The organism is Cupriavidus basilensis, assembly GCF_008801925.2.
GTDB lineage: Bacteria > Pseudomonadota > Gammaproteobacteria > Burkholderiales > Burkholderiaceae > Cupriavidus > Cupriavidus basilensis.
The window spans coordinates 16,344-43,204 of record NZ_CP062806.1 but is presented as its reverse complement, the minus strand read 5'-3'; the positions used below and the strand labels follow the sequence as shown (position 1 = coordinate 43,204).

Sequence of the window (26,861 nt, the reverse complement as noted above, 5' to 3'; positions counted from 1 at the left end):
CAGCCGTGCCCAGATAAGCGCGCCCAAATAGGCGCGCGGTGCACTTGCGATATTTGATGCGCTATGTCCGTAGCTGCTTGAGCTTGCGGTAAAGCGTGGCGCGGCTGATTCCAAGCGCTTGCGCGGCCGCGGAAACATTGCCTTGATGGCTGCCGAGGCTGTCGCGAATCAATTCCATTTCACGGTCCCGGATCAGTCCGGCGGATTGACGCGCACCCGCCTGCAGCTCGTCGAGAGCCGCGTCTGTCAGATGCTGCGTGCCTAGAGCGGTCTCGCCTTCCTCCCGCATGGCCAAGGCCGAGCGCAGCACCATCTCGAGCTGGCGGATATTTCCGGGCCAGTCGAATTGCTCGATCAATTCGGAAAGCTCGGAGTCCAGGGTCGCGTGTGGTGCGCCAAGCTTCGCGAGCAGTACGTTGGCGAGGTCCCCGATGTCCTGGCGCTCGCGTAACGGTGGCAGTGAAACGCCGATGCCGTTTATGCGGTAGTAAAGGTCTTCGCGAAAGGTTTTTTCCTGGACCAGGAGTTTCAGGTCCCGGTGTGTGGCACAGACCAGAGCGACGTCGATGGCTTGCTCCTCCGCAGCGCCGAGCGGCGCAACCTTGCGCTCCTGCAGGACCCGCAGCAGCCGAGCCTGCAGGTGCAGCGGCATGTCGCCAATCTCGTCGAGGAACAGCGTGCCGCCGTTGGCCTGACTAAGGCGGCCGACGACACCGCCCTTGCGTGCGCCGGTGAATGCGCCTTCGCGGTATCCGAAAAGTTCGGATTCGATCAGTCCCTCGGGAATCGACGCGCAGTTCACCGCGACGAAAGGCTTGCCCGCCCGCACGCTCGCATCGTGCAAAGCACGTGCGGTCACTTCCTTGCCCGTGCCGGTCTCGCCAAGCAAGAGCACGGGTACGTCGTGGTCCAGCCCGCGACGCGCCATGTGGAGCCCTCGTGCCAGCCGATGGTTGGCGCCCGCCAGCCGGTCAAGCGACCCCGGCGCCGCGCGGGCCGTGTCCGGCTCCGCGGCCGGGATGGATGGCGCCGGACGGGGTATCTGGACCGCCCTGAAGAAGAATTCCCCGCTGGCGTTCGTAACCTTGGAGACGCCCTCGCGCATCACACGGGCAACCAGCTGCGATCCCCGGATCCCCAGGATGTCTTCGCTGCGGCGCCCAACCACGGCGCTCCTATCCTGCATTAGCAGTGAGCAGGCTTGCTGATCGGCAGCGAGGATGTCGCCGTCGCAGCTCAATACGACCATGCCGCGCCACGCCGAATCCAGATGCGGTTCACGCCGATGAAACGCCAAGACGATGTTCTCGGGATAATACGCGCCGAACAGCCGGCACTCGATCTGGCGCGCGGCCAGCATCAGCATGGAAAGACTATCCCGCGGCTGCGTCAAGACCCCTTCCCGCGTCACGTCGAGGACGCCGATGAGCTGGCCGCGCGGATCGCGGATCGGCGCGGAAGCACAGGAGAGGCGGCGCAGGCATTCCAGGTAATGCTCGCCGCTATTGATCAGCGTCGGCTTGCTGTCAACGAGGGCCGTGCCGAGCGCGTTGGTCCCTCGCATGGCCTCGCTCCAGCAGGCGCCTGGGGCGACATCGCGGATGCCCAATTCCTGTAGATAGTCCGTCCGTCCCTCAACCAGCAGCATGTTGGCATCGGCGTCCGCTAGGATGGCGATGCCATCGTGCCCATAGCGTGCGACGAGGAAACTCATTTCCGGCGAAGCGGCGTCGATCAGCAAGCGGTTGGCTTCGCGCAGCGTCTTCCAATCGGCATCAAACTGGATGTCCACTAGCTTGCTGTCCGAACGGTCGATGCCATGGCGCATGCTGCGGTCCCAGGAGGCTTCGATTTCCTGCCGCAGCACACCTTGCGGGAGCATGCCATCAAGCTGCAGCGACTTGCGCAAGCGTTCCGTGGCATCAGGCGTATCGAAAGCAACGATCTCGTTCGGAGGGAAAGAATCCATGATGCGCCTTGTTCTTGCTAAGCCTGCGTGATGCGCCGGGCTTGCCCGGTGCAATCGCCGTTCATTAGGGAATGGACAGTCGTGAGGCAATATCCGCGCACCGCTGTCTCTTTGTGTGATCTTCGAGGCTGTCGATCGACTGTTGCCGCAGGTTGAGGCAAAAAGTGAGTAGGCCGCATTTCCCGATGCCTGCTCGCTATGCGCTCTGGCGCGCGTGCAAGGCAGATGGGAGGCCGTCAGAGCGTCATCCGGGAGCAGTCACTCGCGTATCTCACACGCGACTGACTGTAACAGCGCCGCCGCAACGGCGTTATCGGGATTGCGCAAACTTGCGCACGAGGGGAGGGATGCGTCGAGGTTGCTCCGGCTTGGCGCCGGAGAATGTTCAGCGGAGGGACTGGGCGGTCATGCCACGGGCCTGCCGGGCGCCCTGCAGTGTCTCGGAGGGAAGTTCGCCGAAGAAATTCTTGTAATCCGTCGAGAATTGCCCGAAATGCCAGAAACCCCAGCGCACGGCAACGTTATATACGCCGGTGAGCGCATCCTCGCAACGCTGCAACTGGCGGCGCACACCATTAAGCCGGAGCGCGCGCTGGTAAGCCACGGGCCCCATGCCCAATACGTCCTGGAACGCATAATTCAGCTTGCGGCGGCTGGCAGCGACCGCGCTGCACACCTCAAGGATGGAAATCGGCTCGTCCGGCTGTGCCAGCATGACTTCGCACGCGCGGTCCACCAGACGCTTGCGTTGAGCCGCGCTGCGCTCGTGCGTGTCGCCGGGAGGGATTGGCAGCGCTTCAAGCAGCTCGATCAGCACTTGATCCGTCCAGATGTGCCGCGCGTCGCTGTCCTCAAGCAATTCCGGTTGTAACCGCAATCCTTCGAGCATGGCACTCAATTGCTGCCGCAAGCGCGCGCCCGCGGCTTCGTCCAGGCGAGGCGCGGCAAGTTGTTGACGGCTCAGGATGTGCGGCTCTTCTTTATAGATCCGGGACAATGCTTGCCGAACCGAGGCAACCTGTATCGCGATCCCGCACACGTCGAAGTTGCCGGGCGTGCGGATATCAAACTCCGCATCGTTGCAGACAATGGCGTGGTCCCCTGGCACGCGCACACCATTGACCGACATCTCGCCGTTCGCCCGCATAGGGATGGCACAAACGAAACTATCAGTGCCGAGCGAACCACGCTGGCGTACGGCTATGTTGTAGCGCTCCTGGAACACCAGCATTTCTTTCGGCAATGATACCTGCAGGAACTCGCCGGAAAAGCGGCCGCGCCCAAGCTGGTCGTAGCGCAAGTTCCAATCACGCTGCGCGAGCGCATGCTCGTCCACGTCGCAACTACAAACCTGATGAATCCGTGGCCGTGCGGCTTGGGGCAAAGAAGAAGACATAGAAAAAACGTCCGTCGGCAAATCCGCATTTCAAGAAGCAAATTTTGTGCCAACGAAATTCAGTGTCAAGCTCGGTTTTTCCCTTAGCGGTATGAGGTTCCCCTTGTTTTTCGCCTTCCAAGGGTAAGGGAGTCAAGCCGCTATGGCCCGTGGGTCTTCCCAGTCCCGGAGGTACTGGGCCGGGGACACATAGCAGAGCGCCCCATAAACACCTCCTTAATCTATAAGGGTGTTGCGACGACCAGTTGAATCCGCCCTGGGCGCCTCGGTCCGTGTGGTGAATCAATCCCGATGCGGGCTTGCGGCGGAACCAAGCCATCGCCAGCGTATCTGTCACGATATCTGCCGTCATCCGGGGCCGAATCGACCAGCCAACCACTTCGCGGTTGAACAGGTCAAGCACGATGGCCAGATACAGCCAGCCTTCGTCGGTCCAGATGTAGGTCATGTCCGCCGTCCAAACCTGATTTGGCGCTGCGGGCGTGAAGTTGCGCTCCAGTCGGTTCGGCGCGATCGGCAGCGAGTGCCTGGAATTCGTCGTGGCCCGCCAGCGTCGCTTGTGCCGGGCACGAATGCCGTTCTCGCGCATCAGCCGCTCGACCCGCTCCTTGGAGGCTGGGAAGCCTCGCGCGCGGATTTCCCGGAGCATGCGTGGCGATCCATATGCGCCTTTGAGCTTGGCATGGGTCACGCGGATCAACGCCATCATTTGCGTATCGCGATGTTGAGTGTTGTTCTCGACGCTGAAGCCGAGCATCCACGGCGAGTTCGGCCGCATGGACGGCGGCGCTCGTGAACGTGTTGCGCGCGGAGGAGTAGAGCCCGCTCAGGCGCCAGTTGTCGATCTGCTAGTGCGCGCCCGCGGGCACGATGGCGGCGCGGTCCCATCTGGCGTTGACGGTGGAAAGCCGGAGTCGCGTAAAGCCGGCGCCAGCAGCATGGCGTCTACCGGCTCAAAGATAGGTCTTCCCCACTTTCTGTGACGGCGGCGTCGAGGGCTTTATTTCGGGCCGATCTGGCCCCACGTTGATTGTTACCATGAGCCAAATTCTCGGGGGCATCGATCGTATTCTCGCCCGTGTGGGTAAGCGCGTCGTCTCCAGCGACGCGCGAGGGAATGCCATCACTGTCGAAGCCCGCAGTACGGTTTGCGCGGCACCTTGTCCTGCCTGCCGTCGTTGGAGTGACCGACTCCACGGCAGCTATGTGCGCAGTCTGGAAGAACGACCGATGCTCGAGCAGCGGGGCGTTCTCGCCGTTGAGGTGCGTCGTTTCAAGTGCACAAACGCTGGCTGCCCCCGTCGTACGTTTGCCGAGAACATCGACGCCTTGGCCGGTCGGCATCAACGTCGAACGCGATCGCGGGCTCGGGCGTTGTACGCGCTGGGCCGTGCCCCCGGTGGTGAGGCGGCAGCCCGGCTTGCAATGACCCGGACACGACCATCGGCACGCCCGAACGCCGGAGTCTGCTGAGGCCGGAACGACGCCTAGGCAGGGTCAATGAACTTCCGGTCGGGCGGCAAGCTCGTCCAGAGCTGTAGACCATGGCGCCCGCTTGCAGGCGCCTCTGCGTGCAGGATGCCACGACCAGCACGAATCCGCTGGGCGTCCCCGGGGCCGAAAATGTCCCGAAACCCCTCACTGTCGCGGTGTTCGACTCCGCCCTCCAGCAGGTAGCTGATCACCTCGATGCCTGCGTGGGGGTGCGCTGCGTCGCCGATGCCGCGCCGGCCGAGGTGACGATTGACGATAGTGATTGAGGAAGACGAAGGACCCGAGCGATACGCGGTCATGCAGCTGCAATGCCCGCCATTGCAGCATGTCGCCGTCATCGATAATACGGTGCCCGGGTAGGATGGTAGCGATGGGGCGTCCTTTCATGGCTCAGGCCCCTAGGGCTGGCGGACTACACCGCTGCCGCAACAACGTTGTCGATTTGCAGCGTGCCGATGGTGCCGTGAACCTCAAGCGGTACGATGTCCTTACCATGCGCGATCACGCCGCCCTCGATGTCGATCTCCCGCGCGGAACCGCCCGTCTTGATGCTGAGCGCAATCGCCGACAGCGTCACGACCACGCCCTTCACGAGGGAGTCACCTGTGCCGCCGAACGTCTCGATGCCGCGATACACGCGCAAACGTCCGATCGGCTGGCTGATCTGGATGCCGACCGCGCCATCTGCATGTGTCGTGATACGGTCAATCTCGGCGAGGTTGACGGTGCCGTCGTAGACATTAAAGCCACGGGCACCTTGGCCGAAGGTCTCAATAGGGGCATGCACGCGCAACTCATTCACTGTGCCGAAATTGACAAAGCCGATGCCGCTCGGGCCATACGACGTGAGTTTCTCGTGCGCGTCCCACTGGTCGACCGCACCCCAGTTGTCGAGCACCATGTCATTCACGCCATAGGTCACGACCGGCCCAAGATTGCGCACGATGTCGACGAACGCGTTGTGCACAGTAAAGACGCCGCCGGTGATCTGATCCGGCGCGCCCGAGGCGATCTTGCCGTCGCTATACACAGCACCGGTCTCCAGGACCGGCACGGTGAGCCGCCCACCACCGGGCGTACCGCTTACAAAAATTCCGCTGCCGAGTACCGGTGCCGTCGGCCGGCCGGCCGACAGACCCTTGAGTTGGGCGCTGATGACGACGTTCGGGTCGGCCTGCATATTCCAAAGCGTGAATCCGCCCTGTGTCACATGTACGCCATAGCCTTGCGGCCTATCCGACTGGCCGCGAGCATCCGCCGCGATGACGTCCAGCCCGTCGACGGCGACGTGTCCCGCGCGGACCTTGTCCCTGGCCAAGAGTTGAACCTGGCCGATAGTGGAGACATTAGCCAGGCGCAACTGGCCCAGGCTTTCGACGCCGGTATCGTTGAAGATGGCACGCTTGTCCGGCGACGTCTCGACGTGCAGGTCCGTGATGGCATTGTCGGCGCTGAGCTGGAGGCCATCGCTACCTTGTGCAAAGCGGATGACGGCGCCGTTGCCGTCGCCAGCCAGTGTTTGTCCAGGGGCGAGCCGGATCGTCGGCAGATCGGTCAGGATGCCACCGACGGTGATGACCCGGCGCGCCATGTCACGCGTTGCGGCCTGAAGCGCTTCCGGGGTGTCAACGAGTTCTACTTGGTCGTTCATACCATGTCTCCGAGATGACTACGATGCAATGGGATCAAACCAGGTGCGCAGCCGGGGCAGGTCCCGGCCGAAGATAGTTCGGAGAAAGCTCGCTCACGGACCTGGCCCCGGCCAGAAGCATCGTGCTGCGCATCTCATCGCGCAGTTGGTCGAATACGCTCTGAACGCCCATCGATCCGCCGAGGGCCAGACCGTACATCATGGGCCGGCCGACGGCAACGACCTGCACCCAGAGTGTCAACACCCTAAAGACATCGATCCCCCGACGGATGCCGCTATCGAGAATGACCGGCACCCGCCCTTTGACGACGCCTACTACCTCCTGCAGCACGCCGATCGATACAGGCACGCCATCGAGCCGTCTTCCGCCGTGATTGGATACCTGGATCGTCGAGGCGCCGGCCTTGATGGCCGTATCCGCATCTTGCGCGGGTAGGATGCCCTTGACTACGACCGGCAACCCAGTCACCGACCGCACGAAGCCGATATCGTCAGGTGTAAGTCCGACCTTCTGATCGGCAAAGTCGCCGCGACCACCATAACGTGGATCATGGTTGCCGAACGTGAAATTGGGCGGGAACGGGCTCCCCAGGCTCACGAATGTGTCGCTAATACCCGGACCCGATGCATCCGCAGTGATGCTATTCGCAATGTACTCGGCTTGGCGTGCACGCAACAGAAGTTCGCGGGTCACGCCGACATCCGCATTAACGTACAGTTGGAACCACTTCGGCCCCTTAGTCGCGCCGACTATGGCTTCTAGCGGCTTGGACGCCGCGCCTAAAGACTGACACAGCGTTCGCGCTAGCCCCACCCCGGCGGCCATCGCTACCTCGCCGCCGGGATGCACGAACGTATGCGCCTTGGCCGGCGCTGCAATGATCGGGTAAGGCAGGCGATGACCAAGTAGGTCGATGCCCAGATCAATGTCCTTGGCCGCAACGCCTGCCAGACGATGCATCAAGATCGGATAGTCGCAGAATGCGCGCCGATTCTCCCGTAGAGTCCACTCGTCGCGCGCCGCTTCAGCGATGAAAACATAGGCTCCGGATGTCGTCACCTGCTTGGCCTGGTTCTCCAGGCGGTCAAGACTGATGATGTCGAGCTTCCGATTGCGAGCAGCCGCAGGCACCACGGTCGCGCACTCGGCACGCGGCTTGGCCGTGGCCTGGACTTTGGATGCACCGGCGGCAGCCAAGGCCAAGCCAGCGCCCGCACTGCGCAGCAGATTGCGGCGAGACTGATGCATCCATTACCTCAATATGGCTGAGACTCATAAAAAAGGGGGGCAGGACCATCGACATCGCCATCCAGCGATTTCGCGCTGCGTATGCTTCCCTTTGCTAGTGCGGGCGGTCTACCACTCCCCGCGCCGGCGGTTGGTCACCATCGATGCATATCGACGATGTTGAGCGTCTTCATGGTGCTGAAGGCAATCCACTGCTGCACCTCCTTGCTGAACTTGACGTTGCGATAGAGCTGGTCCCACGACTGCCCCGCACGGACCAAATTCAGCACCTGCCGATGCAGGCTGACGATGTAGTTGCGCAGCGCGGCCTGGTCGGCCTTGATGGCTGGCGTGAAGTGACCGACATCGATGATGTCGACGTCCTGCTTGGCGACCCAGTCGAGCGTTTCAACCCAGCCCGGATAGTAGAAGTCAAGGAAGTCGTTGTAAGGCATCGACTTGCTTTCACATACATCAGTGCACTGTAGCGCCTTGTACTTGGGAAACAGCACCATTGTCACGTTGTCTGAATGGCTCGGTGCCTCGCGATGCAGCAGCACGGTCTCGCCGCCCAGGTCGATGCGCATGTCGGTATCGAACACCCGGTTCGTCACGGCAGTAGGAATCCTCTCGCCGACGATGGGCTCAAGTGCGCGTCGGTTGGCAACCACGATCGCGCCGTCCTGCTGGAACACCTGGCCCCCACTGATGTGGTCGGCGTGCCCGTGGGTATAGACCACGTACTTCACGGGGACGTTGAAGCGCTTCTTGATCTCGTCGCGCAGCCAGCCTGCCGTGCATGTCATGGCGGGATCAATGACCAACGCACCCTCCTTCGTGACCAGCACGAAACCGCTGTGTACAGCCAGCCCGGCTCCTGTGGTGTGACGATAAAGATTGCCCTTAATCTGAACCAGGTCGCGCGGGTTGTCGGGGCAGACCGCTGCCGTGAAATCATCGAGCATGGGGCGATTACGATACGTCGAAAAATCGACCGTCACCCCCGTGTCGCTCGCGGCAACGGCCAAGTGAAACGGGAGACTGACGATCACAGCCACGAGCGATCGATGAAAGAGGCGCATCGAAATTTCCCTTTGGTGTCAAAAGACCATGCGTGACTGAAATTCAGCTTCGCACCCATGGCCTGTCATGAGCCATTGATTCTCCAGGCATCGGCATCACCAACTCCGCGCATCGAATGTTCATTTCCGATAGCCGCCCTTTCCTGGCCCGGTGCGTATTAACCATGTGTTTCAGAAGAGTCTAGTCGAACACACGCCTTGCGGGAATGAACATTGCCGGCAATACTTTGTCCTGCTGAGTAGGACAATATGATGGGCTCGCTGAAGAGGTGCGACGTGGACAGGCTTGAAGATTTGTTGTTCTTCGCTGAGATCGTGGATCACGATGGCTTCTCCGCGGCTGCGCGCAATCTGGGGCTACAGCGCTCCAAACTAAGCCGGCGCATTGCCGAACTGGAACAGCGCATGGGCGTGCGCTTGCTGCAGCGCAACACCCGCCACATATCTCTGACGTCGGCAGGCGAACAGGTCTACAGTCACGCTAGGATCCTGGCCCAAGAGGCAAGGGCTGCTTTTAACATCGCCTCCGAACTGTATGGCGAGCCCCGCGGCGTGTTGCGCGTCGCCTGCTCCTCCACGCTGGCGGCAAATGCGCTCATTTCGGTAGTTTCGCGCTTTTGCCGGCAATACCCGCACGTGCGCATTGTCATCAATGCGGCCGACCAGATCGTCGACCTGGTTAGCGAGCGAGCGGATCTGGCCTTTCGCGTTTCGTCCACGCCCCTCGACGACTCCAGCCTGATCACGCGCGTGATCACTCCCGTCCCGATGGTGATGGCAATGAGTGCCGACTTGTTACGGATGCGGCAAGGCAAGCTCCTGCTGCATCCGAGCGAGGTGCCTGAACTTGGCCTGATCGCACTGGCGGCGCACGACGGGATAAAGAAAATCGACTTCTCGCAATCCGGCAAGAACCGATACCGGCTTCGTCATCTCCCTAGGCTGATGTGCGGGAACATGTCAGTGCTCCTGTCGGCTGTAGGCGCCGGCCTCGGCGTCGCCGCCCTGCCCCGATATTTATGTTTGACGGCCATCGCGCATGGCCAGTTGGTGGACGCGTTCGATCCGCAATCCGAGTGGCAGCCAGATGCGTCGCAGTTGTACTCGCTAATGCCGACACGGCGTGGCGTGTCGTTCACGACACGCTTGTTCCTGGATTTTGCAACGCCGTTATTGGAGAAGATTGTGAGCGCTCAGCATAGCCATTCCTTGGTTCTCCCCCTCCCCGCTTGAAAATCGGCTGCGACGATTGGTCCAGCCCAAGGCCGCCCTTGGATACTACCGCCATTCCGTCCAAGTGGGCATCAATCATGCATGCCTGACTTGTTGGCGTCATACGGCCGCCTGGCGATCTACCCACCCGATTGCCGTGCAGCCCTCTTCGGATCGATCAAAGCGAAGATCCGGGGGAAGGTGGAACATCCATTCCGGGCGTTGAAGCAGCAGTTCGGCATGGCCAAGGTCCGTTACCGAGGTCTCGCGAAGAACACGGCGCAACTGAAGACGCTGTTTGCACCAAGCAATCTCTGGATGGCTCGCAGAGCGCTGCTTGCGTACGGCGTGTGACGCCGATTGAGGGGCCAGATGGCCTCCCAACCGGGTAGGGAACGGGATTGCGCTGACGCAACCATCTGGATAGCCGCGGAGATCCAAACCGCGATGGTGTCGATAGGACGCCTGGGTCACGAAACTGAGTCTTTCAGGCGATCCTTAAACAGTTCAGGCGCCAGAAACTCAATTGGCGCGTGAGCAACCGCAAGTCGCCGAAGTATTCGCTCGGATGGGTTCCGTTCAAGGGCGAAGGCATCAAGTACAAGAACGGGCAACTGCACTTCAATGGTCTTCAGATCGGCCTGTGGGACTCGTATGGCCTGTCGAAGTATGAGCTTGGCGCGGGCAGCTTCAACGAGGACTCGCGCGGGCGTTGGTACGTCAACATCGCTGTCAAGGTGGAGGTCGAAGAAAAACGCGTGCCGGATGGCTCGGGCGTGATCGGCATCGATCTTGGTCTGAAGACCTTGGCGACGTACAGCGACGGTGAGAAATTCGAGCCTAAGCGCTTCTATCGCGAGTCTGAGCAAGCGCTTGGCATCGCTCAACGAGCGAACAAGAAGCGCCGCGTGAAGGCAATCCACGCCAAGATCGCAAACCAGCGCAAGGACGCCATCCATAAGGAAACATCGGCGCTGGTCAAAAGACATGCGTGCATCTTCGTAGGCAACGTGAACGCGAAAGCGCTGGCAAAAACGCGTATGGCGAAGTCCGTACACGACGCCGCGTGGACCACGTTCCGGACACAACTCAAGTACAAGGCCATCAGGCAATGTGTGGTGTTCGCAGAGGTCAACGAAGCGTTTTCAACCCAAACGTGCTCGTGCTGCGGAGTCATATCCGCGAGCAGTCCGAAAGGTAGGGCCGGCCTTGGAATAAGGCAGTGGACGTGCTGTTCGTGCGGGTCGGTCCACGACCGCGACACGAACGCGGCCCGGAACAGTGCCCGCCTGGGACTTCAGGCGCTCGCTGGAGGAATCTCCGGGGGTTAGCCCGGAGAGGAAGTCAAGAACCTAGAGATGAGTTCATAGGCGGTACTCTTTACCGCGCTCACGTGCTTGGGCACATGCCGGTGGCTATCGTTTGCGCGCGATTGGTGAGATGTAGGACCGACCGCGCGCACTGCGAAAGAGGCGGCCGAGCGCGGCGTCGCCACTATCGTTGGCAGCGTCACGGCAATGGTGCCAAATGTCTTCCGAGATGAAGGCCCGGAGTTCAACCGCAGCCGCGAGATATACAAGCGTTTCTTCCGCATCACCGCTGGTGAGTGCCCGGCGCAATAGCGTGATTGCCGCATCGCGGTCATGGTGGCTGACCAGAGGCTCGAACGGCGCCGCCTCAACCATGGCCTCCCGGATCCGGTGCATTAGGCTCTGGCCCATACTTGTCTCCTTTTATCGCTTCCCCGCTCTGCTGCGGGTAACTCCGGAGTATCGGCATCCGACCCTCCTACTGCAATTGCGTAATAATCAGCGAATGATGCGGTTTTCGCATGCACTGCAGGTATCACTCATGAGACGCAACATTCCCAGCACTATTGCGCTGACGGTTTTCGAGGCAGCAGCCCGGCAAGGCAGCTTTGCCCGCGCTGCGAACGAAGTCTGTCTAACCGAAAGCGCAGTTAGCAGGCAAATCGCGACGTTGGAGACTTTTCTCGGCGTGAAGCTCTTTACGCGCGTTCGCAAACAAGTGGTCCTTAACGATGCGGGCCGCCTTTATCTTAAGAACATTGCGCGGAACCTATCTGACATCGAGGCACACACATCGGCACTGATGTCTCACAAGGGCGTCGGCGGGGTTCTGGAACTCGCGGTTATTCCTACCTTCGCCAATAGGTGGCTGCTACCTCGGCTGCGAGACTTCAAGGAACGGCATCCTGACATCATCCTGAATCTGTCCGAGCGGCCCCTTCCCTTCCGCTTCGACGATACGAACTTTGACGCAGCCCTTAACTTCGATCACCCATCTTGGACCAATGTGGTGAAGGTGGACTTATTTGCCGAGGAGTTGGTCCCAATTCTTAGCCCCCGATACTTCGACGTGGAGTCGTTGTCGACTCCTTCGAATCTGACTGCGGTCCCACTGCTGCATAAGTCCACAAGGCCGGAGGCGTGGAAGCACTGGTTTGAATTGGCCGGAGTAGCCGACTTCACGCCTGTTCCGGGCATGCATTTCGAGCTTTATGGCATGGTGATTGAAGCTGCTCGGGCCGGCTTAGGCGCTGGGCTAGTACCTCGCTTTTATGTGCAGGACGAGATTGCACGCAACGACTTGGTGGTGGCGTTCGACCTGACGCTCAAGCATGAGAAGCGCTACTGTCTTGTCTATCCCGAACGCAAGAAGGAATCGGCACTGGTCCAGGTGTTCCGGGACTGGGTTGTTGGCATTGAGGCGGAATTCAGTGCGAGACTAAAGTAACTCCTTTTTTGTGCCGCTTAAGGCACGTATTGGCCAGATACTTGCGTCGAACGCACGAGTAGTGGAGAAAAACTCGTTTTACGCCCTAGTGGGTCGTCCGGAAAATAACTAGCTCAATAGTGCAGAGCGAGTTCAAGATGTTTCTTTCGACGATACCAATGGCGGCGCGGGACCCTATCCTTGGGCTGAACGAGCAGTTTTCCCAAGATCCTCGCAATGACAAGGTCAATCTCGCTGTTGGCGTCTACTACGACGACTCCGGCAAGATACCCCTTCTCGATTGCATTGCGGAAGCGGAGGCATCGCTCGTTGCATCCCGACTTGCCCGAGGCTACCAGCCAATCGACGGGCCGACCGCATTCCAGGATGCTGTGCTTCCCGTCGTGTTTGGGCCAATGGGCAACCTCTCGGATGCGCGCCGAATCGCGACGGTACAAACCGTGGGAGGTACCAGCGCATTGCGGCTGGCGGCAGACTTCCTCAGACAATGGGGGGGTGCTGATCACGCGATGGTTAGCGACCCCACCTGGGACAATCATCGCGGCGTCCTTGGTGGCGCCGGACTCTATGTGGGTACATATCGCTATCTTTCCGCCGGCGCCAAGACGCCAGACCTGGACGGCATGATTGCAGATCTCTCGTCGGCTGCTCCAGGCACCGTCGTGGTGCTCCACGCCTGCTGCCACAACCCTACCGGATATGATCTACCTGCAGAAGCGTGGTCGGCAGTCATGGAGACGATTGCGCGCCGACAGCTGATTCCCTTGTTGGACAATGCGTATCAGGGTTTTGGCGATGGGCTCGAGGATGATGCGTCCGTTGTCCGGACCTTCCTTTCGTCGGGTCTGCCCTTCCTGGTTGCCACTTCGTTGTCCAAGAACTTCTCGCTGTATGGCGAGCGCGTTGGCGCCTTATCAGTCGTCTGCCCCGACACGGAGGCTGCAGCACGCGTTCGCTCCCAGCTTAAGGGCCTGATCCGCACAAACTATTCCAACCCTCCCTCGCACGGCGGTCGCCTCGTAACGACCGTACTGTCAACGCCCGCACTACGAGAACATTGGCAGGCCGAGTTAGAGTCAATCCGACTTCGCATCCTTCGAGTCCGCCAACATCTGGCCACGGCTCTTCAGTCGTATGGCATCGACAAGGATTTTTCATTCATCACGCGACAGAAGGGCATGTTCAGCTATTCAGGGCTCGACGCGGTGCAGATGCGGCGTCTACGTGAGGATCACGGGATCTATGGCGTAGACACCGGGCGTATCTGTGTGGCGGCTCTGAACAGCCGCAACCTCGAACAAATTGCCAAAGCGATGGCCTGCGCCTTCCAGGCGCAGGCAGCCGCGTTGAGTTCGTGACAAAACCTCATCTTCTCTGGAGTTCTTCTCGTTTGTCAGCAAGTAGCGCTGCGACCAGAATTACATACAGGAAGCGGCAAGTCGCTGACCATCCTACCAATCACAGGGACACTTCCATGCAATACCAGCTCTTCATCAATAACGAATTCGTCGATCCCGAACAGGGCGAATGGTTCGATTCTCTGGACCCGTACAACGGTGAGCCGTGGGCACAGATCCCGCGCGGCACCCGTGAGGACGTGGATCGTGCAGCGCAGGCTGCGCATGCCGCGCTGAATGGTCCATGGTCAAAGCTCTCCCCGACGGCGCGGGGTATGCTGCTCTACAAGCTAGCCGGGCTGATCGAAGAGAACCTCGATCTTCTTACCGAAGTCGAGGCGCGTGACAACGGCAAACTGCGCACCGAGGTTCGGGGTCAAGTCGGCTATGTGGCCAAGTACTTTTACTATTACGCCGGCATGGCCGACAAGATTCACGGCTCCGTTGTGCCGATGGACAAGCCGAAGGTCTTCAACTACACGCGGCAAGAGCCTATCGGCGTAATCGGTACCATTACGCCTTGGAATTCTTCCCTGCTGCTGTCCGCATGGAAAGTGGCACCCGCGCTGTGCGCAGGCAACACCATCGTGGCCAAGCCGTCAGAGCACACGTCCGTTTCCCTGCTGGAGCTTGCAAAGCTCTTCGTTAAGGCTGGGTTCCCCCCGGGCGTGTTCAATGTCATCACCGGTTTTGGCAAAGACGTTGGCGAGCCGCTGGTCGAGCACCCGCTCGTTCCAATGATCGCCTTTACGGGCGGTGACGAAGGCGGCCGCCGCGTCAACATGGCTGCCGCCAAGCACTTCAAAAAGGTGACTCTGGAGCTCGGAGGCAAGTCCCCCAATATCGTTTTCGAGGATGCCGACCTGACCAATGCCGCCAACGGCGTCATTACGGGCATCTTCTCCGCCGGCGGTCAAACTTGCATGGCCGGCTCGCGCCTGCTGTTGCAGGAGAGCATCCACGACGAGTTTGTTGAGCGCCTGATCTCCATTACGAGCAAGGCCAAGCTGGGAGATCCATCGCGCTCCGATGTCCAAGTGGGCCCTGTGGCGACCCGTCCCCAGTTCGAGAAGGTCGTCGACTACATTCGCATCGCAAAGGAGGAAGGTGCGACGTGCGCATTCGGTGGCAATGTACCCACCGGACCTGAATATGGCGCGTGCCAGTTTGTGGAGCCCACCATCTTCACGAACGTAACGAACAACATGCGAATTGCGCAGGAAGAGGTGTTCGGTCCCGTGCTGGCGGTGCTGAAGTTCAAGGACGAAGATGACGCACTGCGTATTGCCAACGATATCCGTTTTGGCTTGGCAGCCGGGGTATGGACAAAGAGCCTGCACCGCACGATGTACATGTCTGAACGACTGCAAGCCGGCACAGTTTGGATCAACAACTATCGTTCTACCAGCTTCACGACGCCATTTGGCGGGTACAAAGACAGCGGCCTGGGTCGTGAAGGCGGAATCGAAGCGGTAAAGGAATTCCTGGAGACCAAGAGCGTCTGGATCTCCACGGACCTGGAAATGCCGGACCCGTTCATTCGCAAGTACTGAACCCCTTCGAGAGGAGACATATCATGAGCACTGAAAACAGTGCCGCGCGCTTCGATGTAGTGGTAATCGGCTGCGGCATCTCCGGACTCTCTGCCGCTGTGGCTGCAGCCAGCCAAGGCGTAAGCGTGGCGGTTCTCGAACGTGCCACGTGCGAAGAATTCGGCGGCAACACACGTTGGACAGAAGCTTACTTCCGCATGAAGAGCGATTCGGAAGTCAGCGACGATTTCGATGAGTTGCTCAGCGCCAATGCAGGTGACAATCTTGATCCTAACGTGATTCGAAGCATGGCCGCGCCGTACGAAGACTGGCCCCCATACGTCAAGGCCCACGGCATGCCGGATCCGGAACTGCTCTCGACGTTGTCATGCGAGGCGGGACCCACTGTGCAGTGGCTGCAGTCCTTTGGCATTCGCTTCGACGCCCTGCCGACGTACTTTGTCACTGCTGCTGCACCGCGATTAATGCCGGTCGGTGGAGGGCTTGCCATGATCGAAGCCCTGCACGCGCACGCTTCCGATCTTGGCGTGAAATTTTTCTACGAAACCACGGCCACACGACTGGCGCGACGCGACACGAGTGGCGATCTTCGTTTAAGCCTTGTCGATGCGCAAGGGGATGCGTTTGAGCTGCTCGGCCGCAACGTAGTCATAGCCTCGGGCGGCTTTGAGGGCAATCAAGAGATGCTGACCCAGTATCTCGGCCAGGCAGCCAGATACGTCCGACCGGTGGCACGAGGCGGGTACTACAACAAGGGCGAGGGCATTCGGATGGCGTTGGACCTCGGCGCGGCGCCGGCCGGTGACTTTAGCTCCTTTCATGCCGAGCCCCTCGACCCTCGATCAGCTCAAGTCGAGGCGCTGGTCATGAATTTCCCCTACGGGATCCTTGTCAACAAGCTTGGTCAGCGCTTTACCGACGAAGCGCCGGGCCCCGTCGACGTGCACTATGACCACATATCGCGAGCCTTCAAGGACCAGCCCGACGGCCTTGCCTACGTAATCTTCGATGAACGAATCAATGACGTGCCAAATTGGAAGAAGGGCATACGCACCGATCAACCGCCGTTGCGAGGGGAGACAATCGCCGAGCTGGCCGCCAAGTGCGGCATCCCACCAGATGCCCTTGAGCGAACCCTCCAGTCGTATAACAGCGCCTGCCAAGCTGGTGAGTTTCGTCCCCTCGAAGTCGACAACCTCAGCACCGTCGGCATTGTGCCGCCCAAGTCAAACTGGGCACGCCCGATTGACACCGGCCCGTACTTCGCCTACCCGATCATGGCTGGCATCTGCTTTACGTTCGGCGGCGTCAAGGTCAATCGCAATGCACAAGTCGTAGACTCTGATGGCAAGGCGATTCCAGGACTTTATGCCGCTGGCGAAGCGTCGGGACTCTACTACCAAGTTTACACCGGCGCCACTTCCGTGATGCGTGGCGCCGTGTTTGGCAAGCTCGCCGGCGAACATGCGGCCGCACAGTCGAAAAAGCGTTGATATCGATGTGGTCCGTCGCTACAGCCGTTTTAGGACGGCTGTTCCCAGAACACAAGCTACTAAAAGTAGCGAGAGACAATGATGAAATTCGGAACTCAGATTCCACGGCTCACCGGAGTCGTGCGGGCAGGCACGCGTGTAGCGACGGCAGCCCTTACCTTCGTTGCGACCCTTGGTGCCTCGCAGCCGGCCCTTTCCCAACCTGGCTGGACTCCTAACAAGCCCATTCGTCTGGTAGTCCCCTATGCGCCTGGTGGCGGGACCGATGTCCTGGCCCGGTTAGTAGTTTCCGGCATCGGAAACAACCTCGGGCAGGCAATTGTGGTCGAGAACCGGCCCGGCGCGAACGGCGTCATTGGTGCCAACGTGGTCTATGGATCGCCGGCAGACGGCTACACGCTTCTGTTTGCTGCAGCTGACTTCATCTCCGTGGCACCGCACATTCACAAGAAGGTGGTGCAATTCCAGCCCAACGGCTTCCGTCCCGTTGCCCCCGTGGCGAAGATGGGATTCGTCTTGGCGAGCAGGCCAGACGCTGACACAAAGACTGTGCAGGATGTTGTCGCGAAAGCCAAGAAAGGTTCCCTCTCTTATGGGCACTGGGGACCGGGCAGCATGGCGCAGATGGGCATGGAGCTTCTGAAATCAAAAGCTCAAATTGACAACATGCTCGAAGTGCCCTTTGGAGGCGCGGCGCCCGTCATGACCGCGGTCATGGGAGGCCAAGTCGATTACGCGTTTATCCCGACGCCACTAGCAGTTGCCAACAAGACCAAACTGCGACTGTACGCTCTTAGTTCTCCGGAGAGGTTTCCGTCGATCAAAGACGTCCCAACTCTGACGGAAAGTGGCTATGCCATCGATGCCGATACTTGGTTCGGCATACTGGCGCCGCCGAACACGCCGCAAGCGGTTGTGGATGCGATTCAAGCTCAAGTCGCCCGGGCCACCAGCCAACCCGAGTTCCGAGCGCGAATGGCGGACATGGGTTATACACCGATCACCATCGACCCCAAAAAATTTGGCGAATTTGTTCAAGCCGAGAACCAACGTTGGGGCGCCGCCGTCAAGGCCGCTCGCATTCGCGTGGAAGAGTAAGTGTTGCAGCTCGCCAATTCTGCGATTGGTGCGCACTAAAACTGCGAACGTGGCCGCCGGAGCCGTGGGTGCGGCTCGATCGCAGCCACCAGGATGATCGCTAGGTAGACGCGCCGGCCGAGGAACCGCACCGACCCAAATAGATCCGCACCATTTGGTGTGACATCACGCCGGCGTACCGACACTGGAACCAGCGCCATGGGAGATGTGGAAACAGCACGGAGGGGAAGCCGGCGACCTTGGAGCAAACCCACATGACACAGGACGAGGTTCAGTTGGACTCCGGTGCCGGCACCCCCAAGGAACATTCACGCTCGTGAAAGAATCCATTTGCCCGATGCCGGCCGGGGCGGGTTAGGTTAATTCTGTCGTCCGGTGGACGGCCAAGACGACGTTCGCCACGCGAGTGGCGGCGGGAATTCACGCAGGCGCGTCAGCGGATGGAATGGTTGACTTGCCGATGCGAAAGACCCTTCCGTTCGGCTCTCAAACCGCGATCTGACCAAGGCACCGGCGCAAGCCCCGGAGTTCAGTCCGGGGTAAGCCGGGAATTTTGGGGTTAGTGAGGGGTCTGCTGCTGCTCAATGTACTGGCGCAGGATATCCAGCGGAGCCCCGCCGCACGACGCCGCGAAGTAGGACGGGGACCAAAGCACGCCCCGCCGCTTGAGCCACGGATGGAAATCCCCGAACTGTTGCCGCAGCAGTCTGCTCGACACGCCCTTGAGCGATGCGACGAGCGCTGATAGGGCGACCTTCGGCGGGTAGTTCACCAGTAGATGGACGTGGTCGTGCTCGCCATTGAACTCTACCAACTCGGCCTCGAAGTCCTTGCATACCCTGGCCAGGATGGCCTGCATTGCGTCAAGGTGCTCCTTCTTGAACACGTTGCGCCGATATTTGGTCACGAAGACCAAGTGTACGTGCAGGGCAAAGACGCAGTGCCGTCCGTGCCGTAAATCCGTATCAGTCTTGCGTGGACGCGCCATCTTCTTCTCTTGCCGAATTTGGAAGACCAAGCGTACTATACGGGAATGGAAACCGTAAAGACACTGAAGCTGCGCATCAAGGACAAGCACGCGAAGGCGATGCTTGCGATGGCGCGCGACGTGAACACGGTTTGGAATTTCTGCAATGAAACCCAGTATCGCAGCCTGAAGCGTTACTGCAATCGCCCGAAGGTCTGGCTGTCAGGGTTCGACCTTCAGAAACTCACGGCGGGCTTCAGCAAATGCGAAGGCGTGCGCGTCGACTCCCGAACGGTTCAAGAGACGTGCAAGGAATTCGCGACGCGGCTTAAACAGTTCAGGCGCCAGAAACTCAATTGGCGCGTGAGCAACCGCAAGTCGCCGAAGTATTCGCTCGGATGGGTTCCGTTCAAGGGCGAAGGCATCAAGTACAAGAACGGGCAACTGCACTTCAATGGTCTTCAGATCGGCCTGTGGGACTCGTATGGCCTGTCGAAGTATGAGCTTGGCGCGGGCAGCTTCAACGAGGACTCGCGCGGGCGTTGGTACGTCAACATCGCTGTCAAGGTGGAGGTCGAAGAAAAACGCGTGCCGGATGGCTCGGGCGTGATCGGCATCGATCTTGGTCTGAAGACCTTGGCGACGTACAGCGACGGTGAGAAATTCGAGCCTAAGCGCTTCTATCGCGAGTCTGAGCAAGCGCTTGGCATCGCTCAACGAGCGAACAAGAAGCGCCGCGTGAAGGCAATCCACGCCAAGATCGCAAACCAGCGCAAGGACGCCATCCATAAGGAAACATCGGCGCTGGTCAAAAGACATGCGTGCATCTTCGTAGGCAACGTGAACGCGAAAGCGCTGGCAAAAACGCGTATGGCGAAGTCCGTACACGACGCCGCGTGGACCACGTTCCGGACACAACTCAAGTACAAGGCCATCAGGCAATGTGTGGTGTTCGCAGAGGTCAACGAAGCGTTTTCAACCCAAACGTGCTCGTGCTGCGGAGTCATATCCGCGAGCAGTCCGAAAGGTAGGGCCGGCCTTGGAATAAGGCAGTGGACGTGCTGTTCGTGCGGGTCGGTCCACGACCGCGACACGAACGCGGCCCGGAACAGTGCCCGCCTGGGACTTCAGGCGCTCGCTGGAGGAATCTCCGGGGGTTAGCCCGGAGAGGAAGTCAAAGGTGCCCCGTGCTGCCAAGCCTCAGTTTATGGTTCGGGTAGAAATCCAGGCGATTAATTGCATTTTTGCCGATCGCCGGATATTCAAAAATAATGAATAGGATAGACCAGAGGAAAACAGTCACTGTCTCAAAGACAATGTCGTCGATTCTTGTGGTGACCTTGTGCTTGGTCGCACGCCACTCGGCAAATATCGGGCGGCTCCAGCTTCGCGAAATGGTCGGCCTAGCTGGTGCAGTGTCGCCAGCCGCTGCACGGCGTTTCCGGATCTCAACGACAATCTCGAACCGCGGGTGCGCCAGATGGTGCGGCCCACGGCAGCCATCCAATAAGCACCTCGTTCACGAGTATCTCGACTTGCGCTGGTAGTCGCGGCCTTCCGGCCCTCTTGTCGGCGCGGACGGGATTCTACTTCTAGCAAGTACGCTGGTCGCGCCAGGTCCCGATTGGACAAGATCAAGCGATTGCTGGGCAATGCAAGCGGTAGACCCTCTTATCATCGAGCGGCCCGGCCCAGCCTCCCCAGCCAATTGTCAGGGGACTATTTTTCCCCTCGGACAATCCCTCCAAGAGCGGGATACCGAAACTGCTGCAATGCACCATACTTGCCCACGGCGACTTGACTGACCCCGTGTTGCCATTCCTCGAGGGTGTGGGCGCCAACCCTGCCGCCCACACCCCTTTTTCTACCGGCTTCCCCTTAAATCCCACGAGGGAAACCAGCATTACTGCGTCGATGCCTTGACGTTGGTGCGCGTGCCGCGCTTGATCAGCTCTCCCGCACGAGCCTTCCTGGGGACGCCTTGTCTGACCTGGGAGTCACTAGCGTGGCGAGGACGGACCACAAAAAATCCATCTCTATATATCGCTCAGTTCGCGCAAAAACGACTACCCGCTTCACTAATGCCGCGATATGAAAGAAACGCAACTAGTGAGCGGGCAAACCTAGACGTGCGGGAATATTGCCGCGTCGCCGATGCCAAGAGACAGCTTTGATTCAACTCGGCAAACGGATTCCGGTGCTCGTGCTCATGCCTCTGGAATCAGAAATTTGTCGCGATTCTTCCCCAGCCACGCCGGTGCACGACCACGCCCGGTCCAAGTGGCGCCGGTCTTCGGGTCCATGTACTTCGGCGGCAGTGAAGTTTTCTCCTTTGCCGGCGCCTTAGCCTGATCGCCAGCTGCCGGGCGCCCGCGGCGTCGTTTCGGAGCCAAGTCCTCAACCGTGAGTTCGTACTCCGCCATTAAACCCTGGATCTTCTCGATAACTCCAGCGATCTCGCTTTGACGAACCTCAGCCAGCTGAGTTTCGAGCTTTTCTTTTTCTGCCAGCAATTGTTTGTAGGTAGCCATGTTGGTCTCCATCAATTAAGAACAGTTCGATATCCTACAGCACATCGCCGAACTTTCATCAACTCCTTGCTTGTAGTCCGCTCAGATACTATTGAGCCAGTATTTTAGCGAGTGAAATTGGAGTAAGCAGCCGATGTGCAGAATGAAGTACGCCCAAACAAGCATTTCGGCGATTGTCGGCCACCCCAAGCAGAAATTGATGGACAAGAAACCAACAAGGCCCTCGCTGTGACCGTCGCACTGGCGGAATCTGGCTGGGCGAACATCCAACTAGCTGAATGAATGGTGTTCCAGAAGAGCGACGAAATCGCAGCTCCCCTCTCCTTGTGTCACCAAGTCCGCGCCCGCATTCTGCAGTGCCCGCACCTATCAAGCGCCGGGAGGGCCGTCGGGCTCGACGCGCCCCCGACGGCTACAATACCGTCGAGGGCGCAGGGACTGTGCGCCGAGAATGTGAGTGGAGAAGTGAATGGCGACAGCTCGAGCTGGCACCAAAGGGGAGGCACTAAGACTCCTCGGGACAGAAGGTGTGACGGTGGTGGAACTAGACTATGAGACTGGCTGGCAAGACGCCATTGAACTTGGTCGGCTCGGCCAGAAGGCAGGGATACGCGTGGAGTATCGCGGGCAAGAGAACATCGCAGTCAAGTCGCCGACGGCATTGGTCGCCGGACTGATGCGGGCAAAAGCGACCTTCAGGCAACGAAACCTCTATTGCCAGTTTGAGTTGAGTGAACTACCGGCAACTGAGTTGGAGAATCTGGAGGCAAAGGCATCAAAGCTGGGGGACTATATTCTCGCCGGGCGCTTGATGCGGGAAGTGGATGCGGTATGGGGAGAGTAAGCACGTTTCTTCCGGTCCCGCTAGCCCTCATACACCATCGCATCGCCAACAAGGACAACCAGTTTAGGATCTGAGTAGGAGTCCTGTCGATTATGCATTCTGGTGATCAAGGTATGCTCGCCATGTACAGTCACCCGCCGTGCCCACATGCTCAGTCAGATGAACTAGTCCAGACATCGAGCGATGCGAAGGTACCGGGACTCTGAAAGATCCATGCAGCCTTCTGCGCCGGCGACATCCGATGCGCTTGTGGTCGACCGACGGACCTAGACGAAGCAGCGCGGAGCCTGGAAATTGATTACGCCACGAACAACCTCCCGCATCGCCAGAATCAACGGTCGGGTGTCATCGCGGCGCCATTGCACAGCATAGTGAAGTGGCTCCAGTGCGTCGCTATCCGGCAAGATTCGCAGCGCGCCGCGTTCGACGAGCGAGTCAGCCCACAGTCTGGGCATGAATCCGAAGCCAAGCCCTTCCACCACCATACCAACGACGGCCCCCCAGCTGTTGCACATCAGGCGTCGGCCGACCATCACCCCTCGGCGGGCCAGCCATTGGTCGAGCACCCGAGTCCCGCCCGCACCGACCGGGAGTGTCAGCAGCGTCTGTTCGCCCATAAGCACCCGTGGGTCGTCAGTACCGGCCAACTCGAGGAACGACTGACTTGCGACCCACGCGAAGTCGACCTGGCCGATTCGCTCGGCCGCCAAGCTGCTGCGGGTGGACGGTCCTCCCGTCATGGAGGCGCTGCTCCAACACCTGCCCGATATCCACGTGAGGCTCCAAAAGCAGACCCGGATGGAGTGACGACACCTCACGCACAAGCTTTGGCAACCAAGTCAGCCCGCTCAGTTCTCCCATTCCGATGCGGCATCGCCCAATCAGACCAGGACGTTGCCAAGCCGACTGCTGCAGGTCCGCAGCGGCATTTGCCATTCACCGAGATAGCCAACGAAGGCACGTCCCATTGTGCTGCCGATCATCGGCAAGGAAAAGCCCTTGACACGCGGCGCGCTGCATCTGGTGCTGAAGGAAGTGTTCGGGATGGCCGCCGAGCGCTTGTGCTCACGCGGCTCCGAGTGGGAAAGCCGTGCCGCGGTGCAGGCCAACGCGTCGGCTCACTGGCTGCGCCATATCGCGGGGTCGCACATGACCGACCAGCAGTTGGACCTGCGCTTCGTGAGGGGCAATTTCGGGCACGCGTCCATATCGACCACCAACGCTTACCTGCATACGGAAGACGATGCCCGGCATGAGGCCACGCAGGATCGGCACCCCCTGAAGGGCGAGGTGCAAGCGGGGATCTTGCTGGATCGCGCGCACGACCACAAGAAAGGGTTTCGGATATGGATATGCGCGACTCCAGGTGGGGTCCGAAACCCCGCCCGGCTTGGCTAGGCCACGCGCGCCCGGCCTGCAGGCGCGGGCTCGGCCGCAATCAGCGCGCGCGTGTAGGGATGCACCGGCGAATTCCAGAGCTGCTCCTGCGGCGCGTTTTCGACGATCTGCCCCGCCTGCATCACCATGACGCGATCGGCCAGATAGCGCACCACGGCGAGATCGTGTGAAATGAACAGGTAGGCCAGGCCGAACTCGCGCTTCAAGTCAACCAGCAGGTTCAGGATCTGGGCCTGGATCGACACATCGAGCGCTGACACCGGCTCGTCGCAGACCACCAGGTCGGGCCGCAGCAGCAAGGCGCGCGCGATACCAATACGCTGGCGCTGGCCGCCGGAAAACTCGTGGGGATAACGCCCCAGCGCAGACAGCGGCAGGCCCACCCGGTCGATCATCAGCGCCACCTGCCGCAAGCGCTCCCTCGCGCTGGACACGCCATGCACACGCAGTATCGTCTCCAGCGTGTCGCGCACGCTGCGGCGCGGGTTGAGGGACGCGAAAGCGTCCTGGAAGATCATCTGGACGCGGGGACGCAATGCACGCAGCGGCCCCGGTTTCAAGGCGCCCAGGTCCACACCGTCGAGCAGCACCCGTCCGGAAGTGGCGGGCACCAGTTGCAGCAGCGTCTTTCCGAGGGTCGATTTTCCGCAGCCCGACTCGCCTACCAGCCCCACGGTTTCGCCTGCGGCAATGTCAAAGGACACGCCCCTTACCGCATGGGTAACGCCCGCGCGGGTGGCGTAGCGGGTATGCAGATCAATGACTGACAACAACGGCATGAGAATCCTGTTTCTCGCTCTGAGAATGGCCTGGCGCGGCACTGCGGTGAGCGGGTCCGCAGGCCACGTGGTGCAGCGCTGCGCCCGGCGGCGCCGCGCAGGAATGTTCGCATACCGCTGAGCGCAGCGGTTCCGGCCTTGGCGGCCGTACCAGGCACTGCGCCTGCGCCTGCGCGCAGCGCGGCGCGAAGGGGCAGCCGACAGCCTGTCGCGCGGACTCCACGCTGCCGGGAATCTCGGCAAGCCGGGTGTCGCGATAGAACCTGCCCTGATCGAGCCGCAGCGAGGCGTCGAGCAGGCCGCGCGTGTATGGGTGGGCCGGGGCCGCGAACAGCTCGCCCGCCTGCGCCTCTTCCATCTTTCGCCCGGCGTACATCACCACCACGCGGTCGGCCCATTGCGCCACCAGGCCGAGATCATGGGTGATCAGCAGCAACGCCATCGACAGTTCGCGCCGCAGCGTATCCAGCAGGGCCAGCACCTCGGCCTGGATGGTGACATCGAGCGCGGTGGTGGGCTCATCGGCGATCAGCAGCCGCGGCTTGCAGGCGATCGCCATGGCGATCATCACGCGCTGGCGCTGGCCACCCGAGAGATTGTGCGCATAGGTATCCACGCGCTGCGCCGGGGCGGGAATGCGCACCAGGTCCAGCAGCTCGATGGCCTGCGCGCGCGCGGCGCGGCGCGACAAGCCCTGGTGCCGGTGCAGCACTTCGGCAATCTGGTGGCCCACCGGCATCACCGGATTGAGCGAACTCATCGGTTCCTGGAAAATCATCGACATGGCGCGCCCCCTCAGGTCGCGCAGCGCCGGTGGCGGCAAGCCCAGCAAAGACTGCCCGGCAAAGCGGAGGCTCCCCCCGCTGATTCGCCCAGGAGCTGGCAACAGCTGCATCAGCGCCAGCGCGGTGGCCGATTTGCCGCAGCCCGACTCGCCCACCAGCGCGAGCGTCTGCCCGGCTTCGATGGCAAAGCTCAGGTCATGCACCACGGGCTGGGTACCGAAGCGGATCTCCAGTTGCTCGACTTCCAGCAGTGCGCTCATGCACTCTCCCCTTGTGCGGCCGCATGCGCGGCGGCAAGGCCACGGCCGGCCTTTCTGGCATAGGTCTCAGTCATATCTCAGTCATGCCGCAGGCGAGGGTTGAGCGCATCGTTGAGTGCATCGCCCACCAGGTTCAGCGCCAGCACGGTCAGGATGATGGCGGTCCCCGGCAGCGCGCTCAGGTACCAGGCGCTGCGTAGCACCTCGCGGCCGGCGCCGATCATGCTGCCCCAGCTCACGACATTGGGATCTCCCATGCCCAGGAATGAGAGTGCCGATTCGATCAGGATGGCGCTGGCCACCATGACCGAGGTGGTGACGATCACCGGTGGCAGCGCATTGGGCAGGATCTCGGCAACGATGATGCGGCTGCTGCGGTAGCCCACGCTGCGTGCGGCGAGCACGAAATCCGCCTCCCGCAGGGTACGGAACTCGGCGCGCACCAGGCGCGCCACCGTGGGCCAGGAGGCCAGCCCAATCGCCAGCGCAATAGTAGTGACAGACGGACTGCCGATGGCCACGATCACGATCACCAGCAAGAAGCTCGGCACCGTCTGCACCAGCTCGATCAGCCGGCTCAGCACAGCATCGGCCGCGTGCCCGAAGTAGCCTGCCACGGCGCCCACCAGCATGCCAATCAACAGGCTCAGCGACGCCGCCGCCAGCCCCACCAGCAGTGACACGCGCGCCCCGTGCACGATGCCGGCCAGTACATCGCGGCCGAGCGAGTCGGTGCCGAACGGGAAGGCGCGATCTGCGCCGGGCCACAGGAAGGGCTGGCCCACCATGTCGAGCGGATCGCCCGGAAACAGCACGCCGGCGAGCGCGGCCATTGACACTATCGTCAGCAACACCAGTACGCCGCCCAGCGCGGCCGGGTTGCGCAGGAAAATGCGCAGCGCACGCATGCGCGCAGTGCCCGCCCGCGATACGTCCACGGAGCTGGTGTTGGCGGTGCCAGCCGCCC

General features: G+C 60.7%; 21 protein-coding genes and 4 pseudogenes. 11 read left to right on the top strand and 14 right to left on the bottom strand.

Annotated features, from left to right (window positions below):
- Positions 1–61 precede the first annotated feature (61 nt).
- From F7R26_RS37720 to F7R26_RS37690, 7 genes and pseudogenes are all read right to left on the bottom strand, one after another.
- On the bottom strand, positions 62–1,969 hold the full coding sequence (locus F7R26_RS37720; protein WP_150991986.1) for a sigma-54-dependent Fis family transcriptional regulator: 1,908 nt from the start codon (positions 1,967–1,969) through the stop codon (positions 62–64).
- Between the two features lie 385 nt (positions 1,970–2,354).
- Positions 2,355–3,305 carry a helix-turn-helix domain-containing protein gene (locus F7R26_RS37715; RefSeq protein WP_170301998.1) on the bottom strand — a complete coding sequence of 317 codons (951 nt, stop codon included), beginning with the start codon at positions 3,303–3,305 and terminating at the stop codon, positions 2,355–2,357.
- A 316-nt stretch (positions 3,306–3,621) separates the two neighbouring features.
- Positions 3,622–4,095, bottom strand: a pseudogene (locus F7R26_RS37710) (IS3 family transposase); the annotation flags it as partial.
- A 757-nt stretch (positions 4,096–4,852) separates the two neighbouring features.
- Positions 4,853–5,158: a pirin family protein gene (locus F7R26_RS37705; RefSeq protein ID WP_170301999.1), complete on the bottom strand. Its 306-nt coding sequence runs from the start codon at positions 5,156–5,158 to the stop codon at positions 4,853–4,855.
- A 113-nt stretch (positions 5,159–5,271) separates the two neighbouring features.
- On the bottom strand, positions 5,272–6,510 hold the full coding sequence (locus F7R26_RS37700) for a hypothetical protein (RefSeq protein WP_150991993.1): 1,239 nt from the start codon (positions 6,508–6,510) through the stop codon (positions 5,272–5,274).
- Positions 6,511–6,544: 34 nt separating this feature from the next.
- Positions 6,545–7,759: an alpha-hydroxy-acid oxidizing protein gene (locus tag F7R26_RS37695; RefSeq protein WP_150991995.1), complete on the bottom strand. Its 1,215-nt coding sequence runs from the start codon at positions 7,757–7,759 to the stop codon at positions 6,545–6,547.
- 108 nt (positions 7,760–7,867) lie between these two features.
- Positions 7,868–8,820, bottom strand: a pseudogene (locus F7R26_RS37690) (MBL fold metallo-hydrolase).
- A 249-nt stretch (positions 8,821–9,069) separates the two neighbouring features.
- On the opposite strand from F7R26_RS37690, the gene F7R26_RS37685 reads away from it, so the two are divergent.
- The 3 genes and pseudogenes from F7R26_RS37685 to F7R26_RS37675 all read left to right on the top strand — a co-directional run bounded on the left by F7R26_RS37685 (position 9,070) and on the right by F7R26_RS37675 (position 11,363).
- On the top strand, positions 9,070–10,053 hold the full coding sequence (locus F7R26_RS37685) for a LysR substrate-binding domain-containing protein (RefSeq protein WP_150991997.1): 984 nt from the start codon (positions 9,070–9,072) through the stop codon (positions 10,051–10,053).
- 159 nt (positions 10,054–10,212) lie between these two features.
- A pseudogene (locus tag F7R26_RS37680) lies at positions 10,213–10,386 on the top strand (transposase); the annotation flags it as partial.
- A 140-nt stretch (positions 10,387–10,526) separates the two neighbouring features.
- Complete coding sequence (locus F7R26_RS37675; RefSeq protein ID WP_277820383.1) at positions 10,527–11,363, top strand: RNA-guided endonuclease InsQ/TnpB family protein; 837 nt, start codon at positions 10,527–10,529, stop codon at positions 11,361–11,363.
- A gap of 84 nt (positions 11,364–11,447) precedes the next feature.
- On the opposite strand, the gene F7R26_RS37670 is transcribed toward F7R26_RS37675, so the two are convergent.
- Entirely contained in the window at positions 11,448–11,753 is a 306-nt protein-coding gene (locus F7R26_RS37670; protein WP_150993500.1) for a hypothetical protein, read from the bottom strand.
- Positions 11,754–11,883: 130 nt separating this feature from the next.
- Between F7R26_RS37670 and F7R26_RS37665 the strand changes: the two genes are divergently transcribed.
- From F7R26_RS37665 to F7R26_RS37645, 5 genes are all read left to right on the top strand, one after another.
- Entirely contained in the window at positions 11,884–12,789 is a 906-nt protein-coding gene (locus F7R26_RS37665; protein WP_150993498.1) for a LysR family transcriptional regulator, read from the top strand.
- 137 nt (positions 12,790–12,926) lie between these two features.
- Positions 12,927–14,147 carry an amino acid aminotransferase gene (locus tag F7R26_RS37660; RefSeq protein ID WP_150993496.1) on the top strand — a complete coding sequence of 407 codons (1,221 nt, stop codon included), beginning with the start codon at positions 12,927–12,929 and terminating at the stop codon, positions 14,145–14,147.
- A 116-nt stretch (positions 14,148–14,263) separates the two neighbouring features.
- On the top strand, positions 14,264–15,739 hold the full coding sequence (locus tag F7R26_RS37655; protein ID WP_150993494.1) for an aldehyde dehydrogenase: 1,476 nt from the start codon (positions 14,264–14,266) through the stop codon (positions 15,737–15,739).
- Between the two features lie 23 nt (positions 15,740–15,762).
- Positions 15,763–17,232 carry an FAD-dependent oxidoreductase gene (locus tag F7R26_RS37650; protein WP_150993492.1) on the top strand — a complete coding sequence of 490 codons (1,470 nt, stop codon included), beginning with the start codon at positions 15,763–15,765 and terminating at the stop codon, positions 17,230–17,232.
- 78 nt (positions 17,233–17,310) lie between these two features.
- The gene (locus F7R26_RS37645; RefSeq protein WP_150993490.1) at positions 17,311–18,330 is read left to right on the top strand and encodes a Bug family tripartite tricarboxylate transporter substrate binding protein; all 1,020 of its coding nucleotides are present in this window, start codon (positions 17,311–17,313) and stop codon (positions 18,328–18,330) included.
- 559 nt (positions 18,331–18,889) lie between these two features.
- On the opposite strand, the gene tnpA is transcribed toward F7R26_RS37645, so the two are convergent.
- Complete coding sequence (tnpA, locus tag F7R26_RS37640; RefSeq protein WP_193692288.1) at positions 18,890–19,318, bottom strand: IS200/IS605 family transposase; 429 nt, start codon at positions 19,316–19,318, stop codon at positions 18,890–18,892.
- A 45-nt stretch (positions 19,319–19,363) separates the two neighbouring features.
- Here tnpA and F7R26_RS37635 point away from each other — a divergent pair, with 45 nt between their 5' ends.
- Positions 19,364–20,458 carry an RNA-guided endonuclease InsQ/TnpB family protein gene (locus F7R26_RS37635; RefSeq protein ID WP_193692287.1) on the top strand — a complete coding sequence of 365 codons (1,095 nt, stop codon included), beginning with the start codon at positions 19,364–19,366 and terminating at the stop codon, positions 20,456–20,458.
- A 1,046-nt stretch (positions 20,459–21,504) separates the two neighbouring features.
- Here F7R26_RS37635 and F7R26_RS37630 read toward each other — a convergent pair.
- On the bottom strand, positions 21,505–21,828 hold the full coding sequence (locus F7R26_RS37630; RefSeq protein WP_150984888.1) for an H-NS histone family protein: 324 nt from the start codon (positions 21,826–21,828) through the stop codon (positions 21,505–21,507).
- A 469-nt stretch (positions 21,829–22,297) separates the two neighbouring features.
- Between F7R26_RS37630 and F7R26_RS37625 the strand changes: the two genes are divergently transcribed.
- The gene (locus F7R26_RS37625; protein ID WP_150984887.1) at positions 22,298–22,672 is read left to right on the top strand and encodes a PHA-granule associated protein 4; all 375 of its coding nucleotides are present in this window, start codon (positions 22,298–22,300) and stop codon (positions 22,670–22,672) included.
- A gap of 266 nt (positions 22,673–22,938) precedes the next feature.
- On the opposite strand, the gene F7R26_RS37620 is transcribed toward F7R26_RS37625, so the two are convergent.
- Complete coding sequence (locus tag F7R26_RS37620) at positions 22,939–23,412, bottom strand: substrate-binding domain-containing protein (RefSeq protein WP_338404737.1); 474 nt, start codon at positions 23,410–23,412, stop codon at positions 22,939–22,941.
- Between the two features lie 208 nt (positions 23,413–23,620).
- On the opposite strand from F7R26_RS37620, the pseudogene F7R26_RS37615 reads away from it, so the two are divergent.
- Positions 23,621–24,070 (top strand): annotated as a pseudogene (locus tag F7R26_RS37615) (tyrosine-type recombinase/integrase); the annotation flags it as partial.
- On the opposite strand, the gene F7R26_RS37610 reads toward F7R26_RS37615, so the two are convergent.
- The 3 genes from F7R26_RS37610 to F7R26_RS37600 form a co-directional block, all read right to left on the bottom strand.
- A complete protein-coding gene (locus F7R26_RS37610; protein ID WP_150984886.1) occupies positions 24,067–24,849 on the bottom strand; it encodes an ATP-binding cassette domain-containing protein in 783 nt (260 codons plus the stop codon). The pseudogene F7R26_RS37615 and the gene F7R26_RS37610 sit on opposite strands and share 4 nt — an antisense overlap.
- Positions 24,827–25,894 (bottom strand): ABC transporter ATP-binding protein, encoded by a 1,068-nt coding sequence (locus tag F7R26_RS37605; protein ID WP_150984885.1) that lies wholly within the window; start codon positions 25,892–25,894, stop codon positions 24,827–24,829. Before F7R26_RS37605 ends, F7R26_RS37610 begins: the two co-directional genes overlap by 23 nt.
- Positions 25,895–25,971: 77 nt before the next feature.
- Positions 25,972–26,802, bottom strand: a complete 831-nt coding sequence (locus F7R26_RS37600; protein ID WP_241754855.1) for an ABC transporter permease — start codon at positions 26,800–26,802, stop codon at positions 25,972–25,974.
- Positions 26,803–26,861 lie beyond the last annotated feature (59 nt).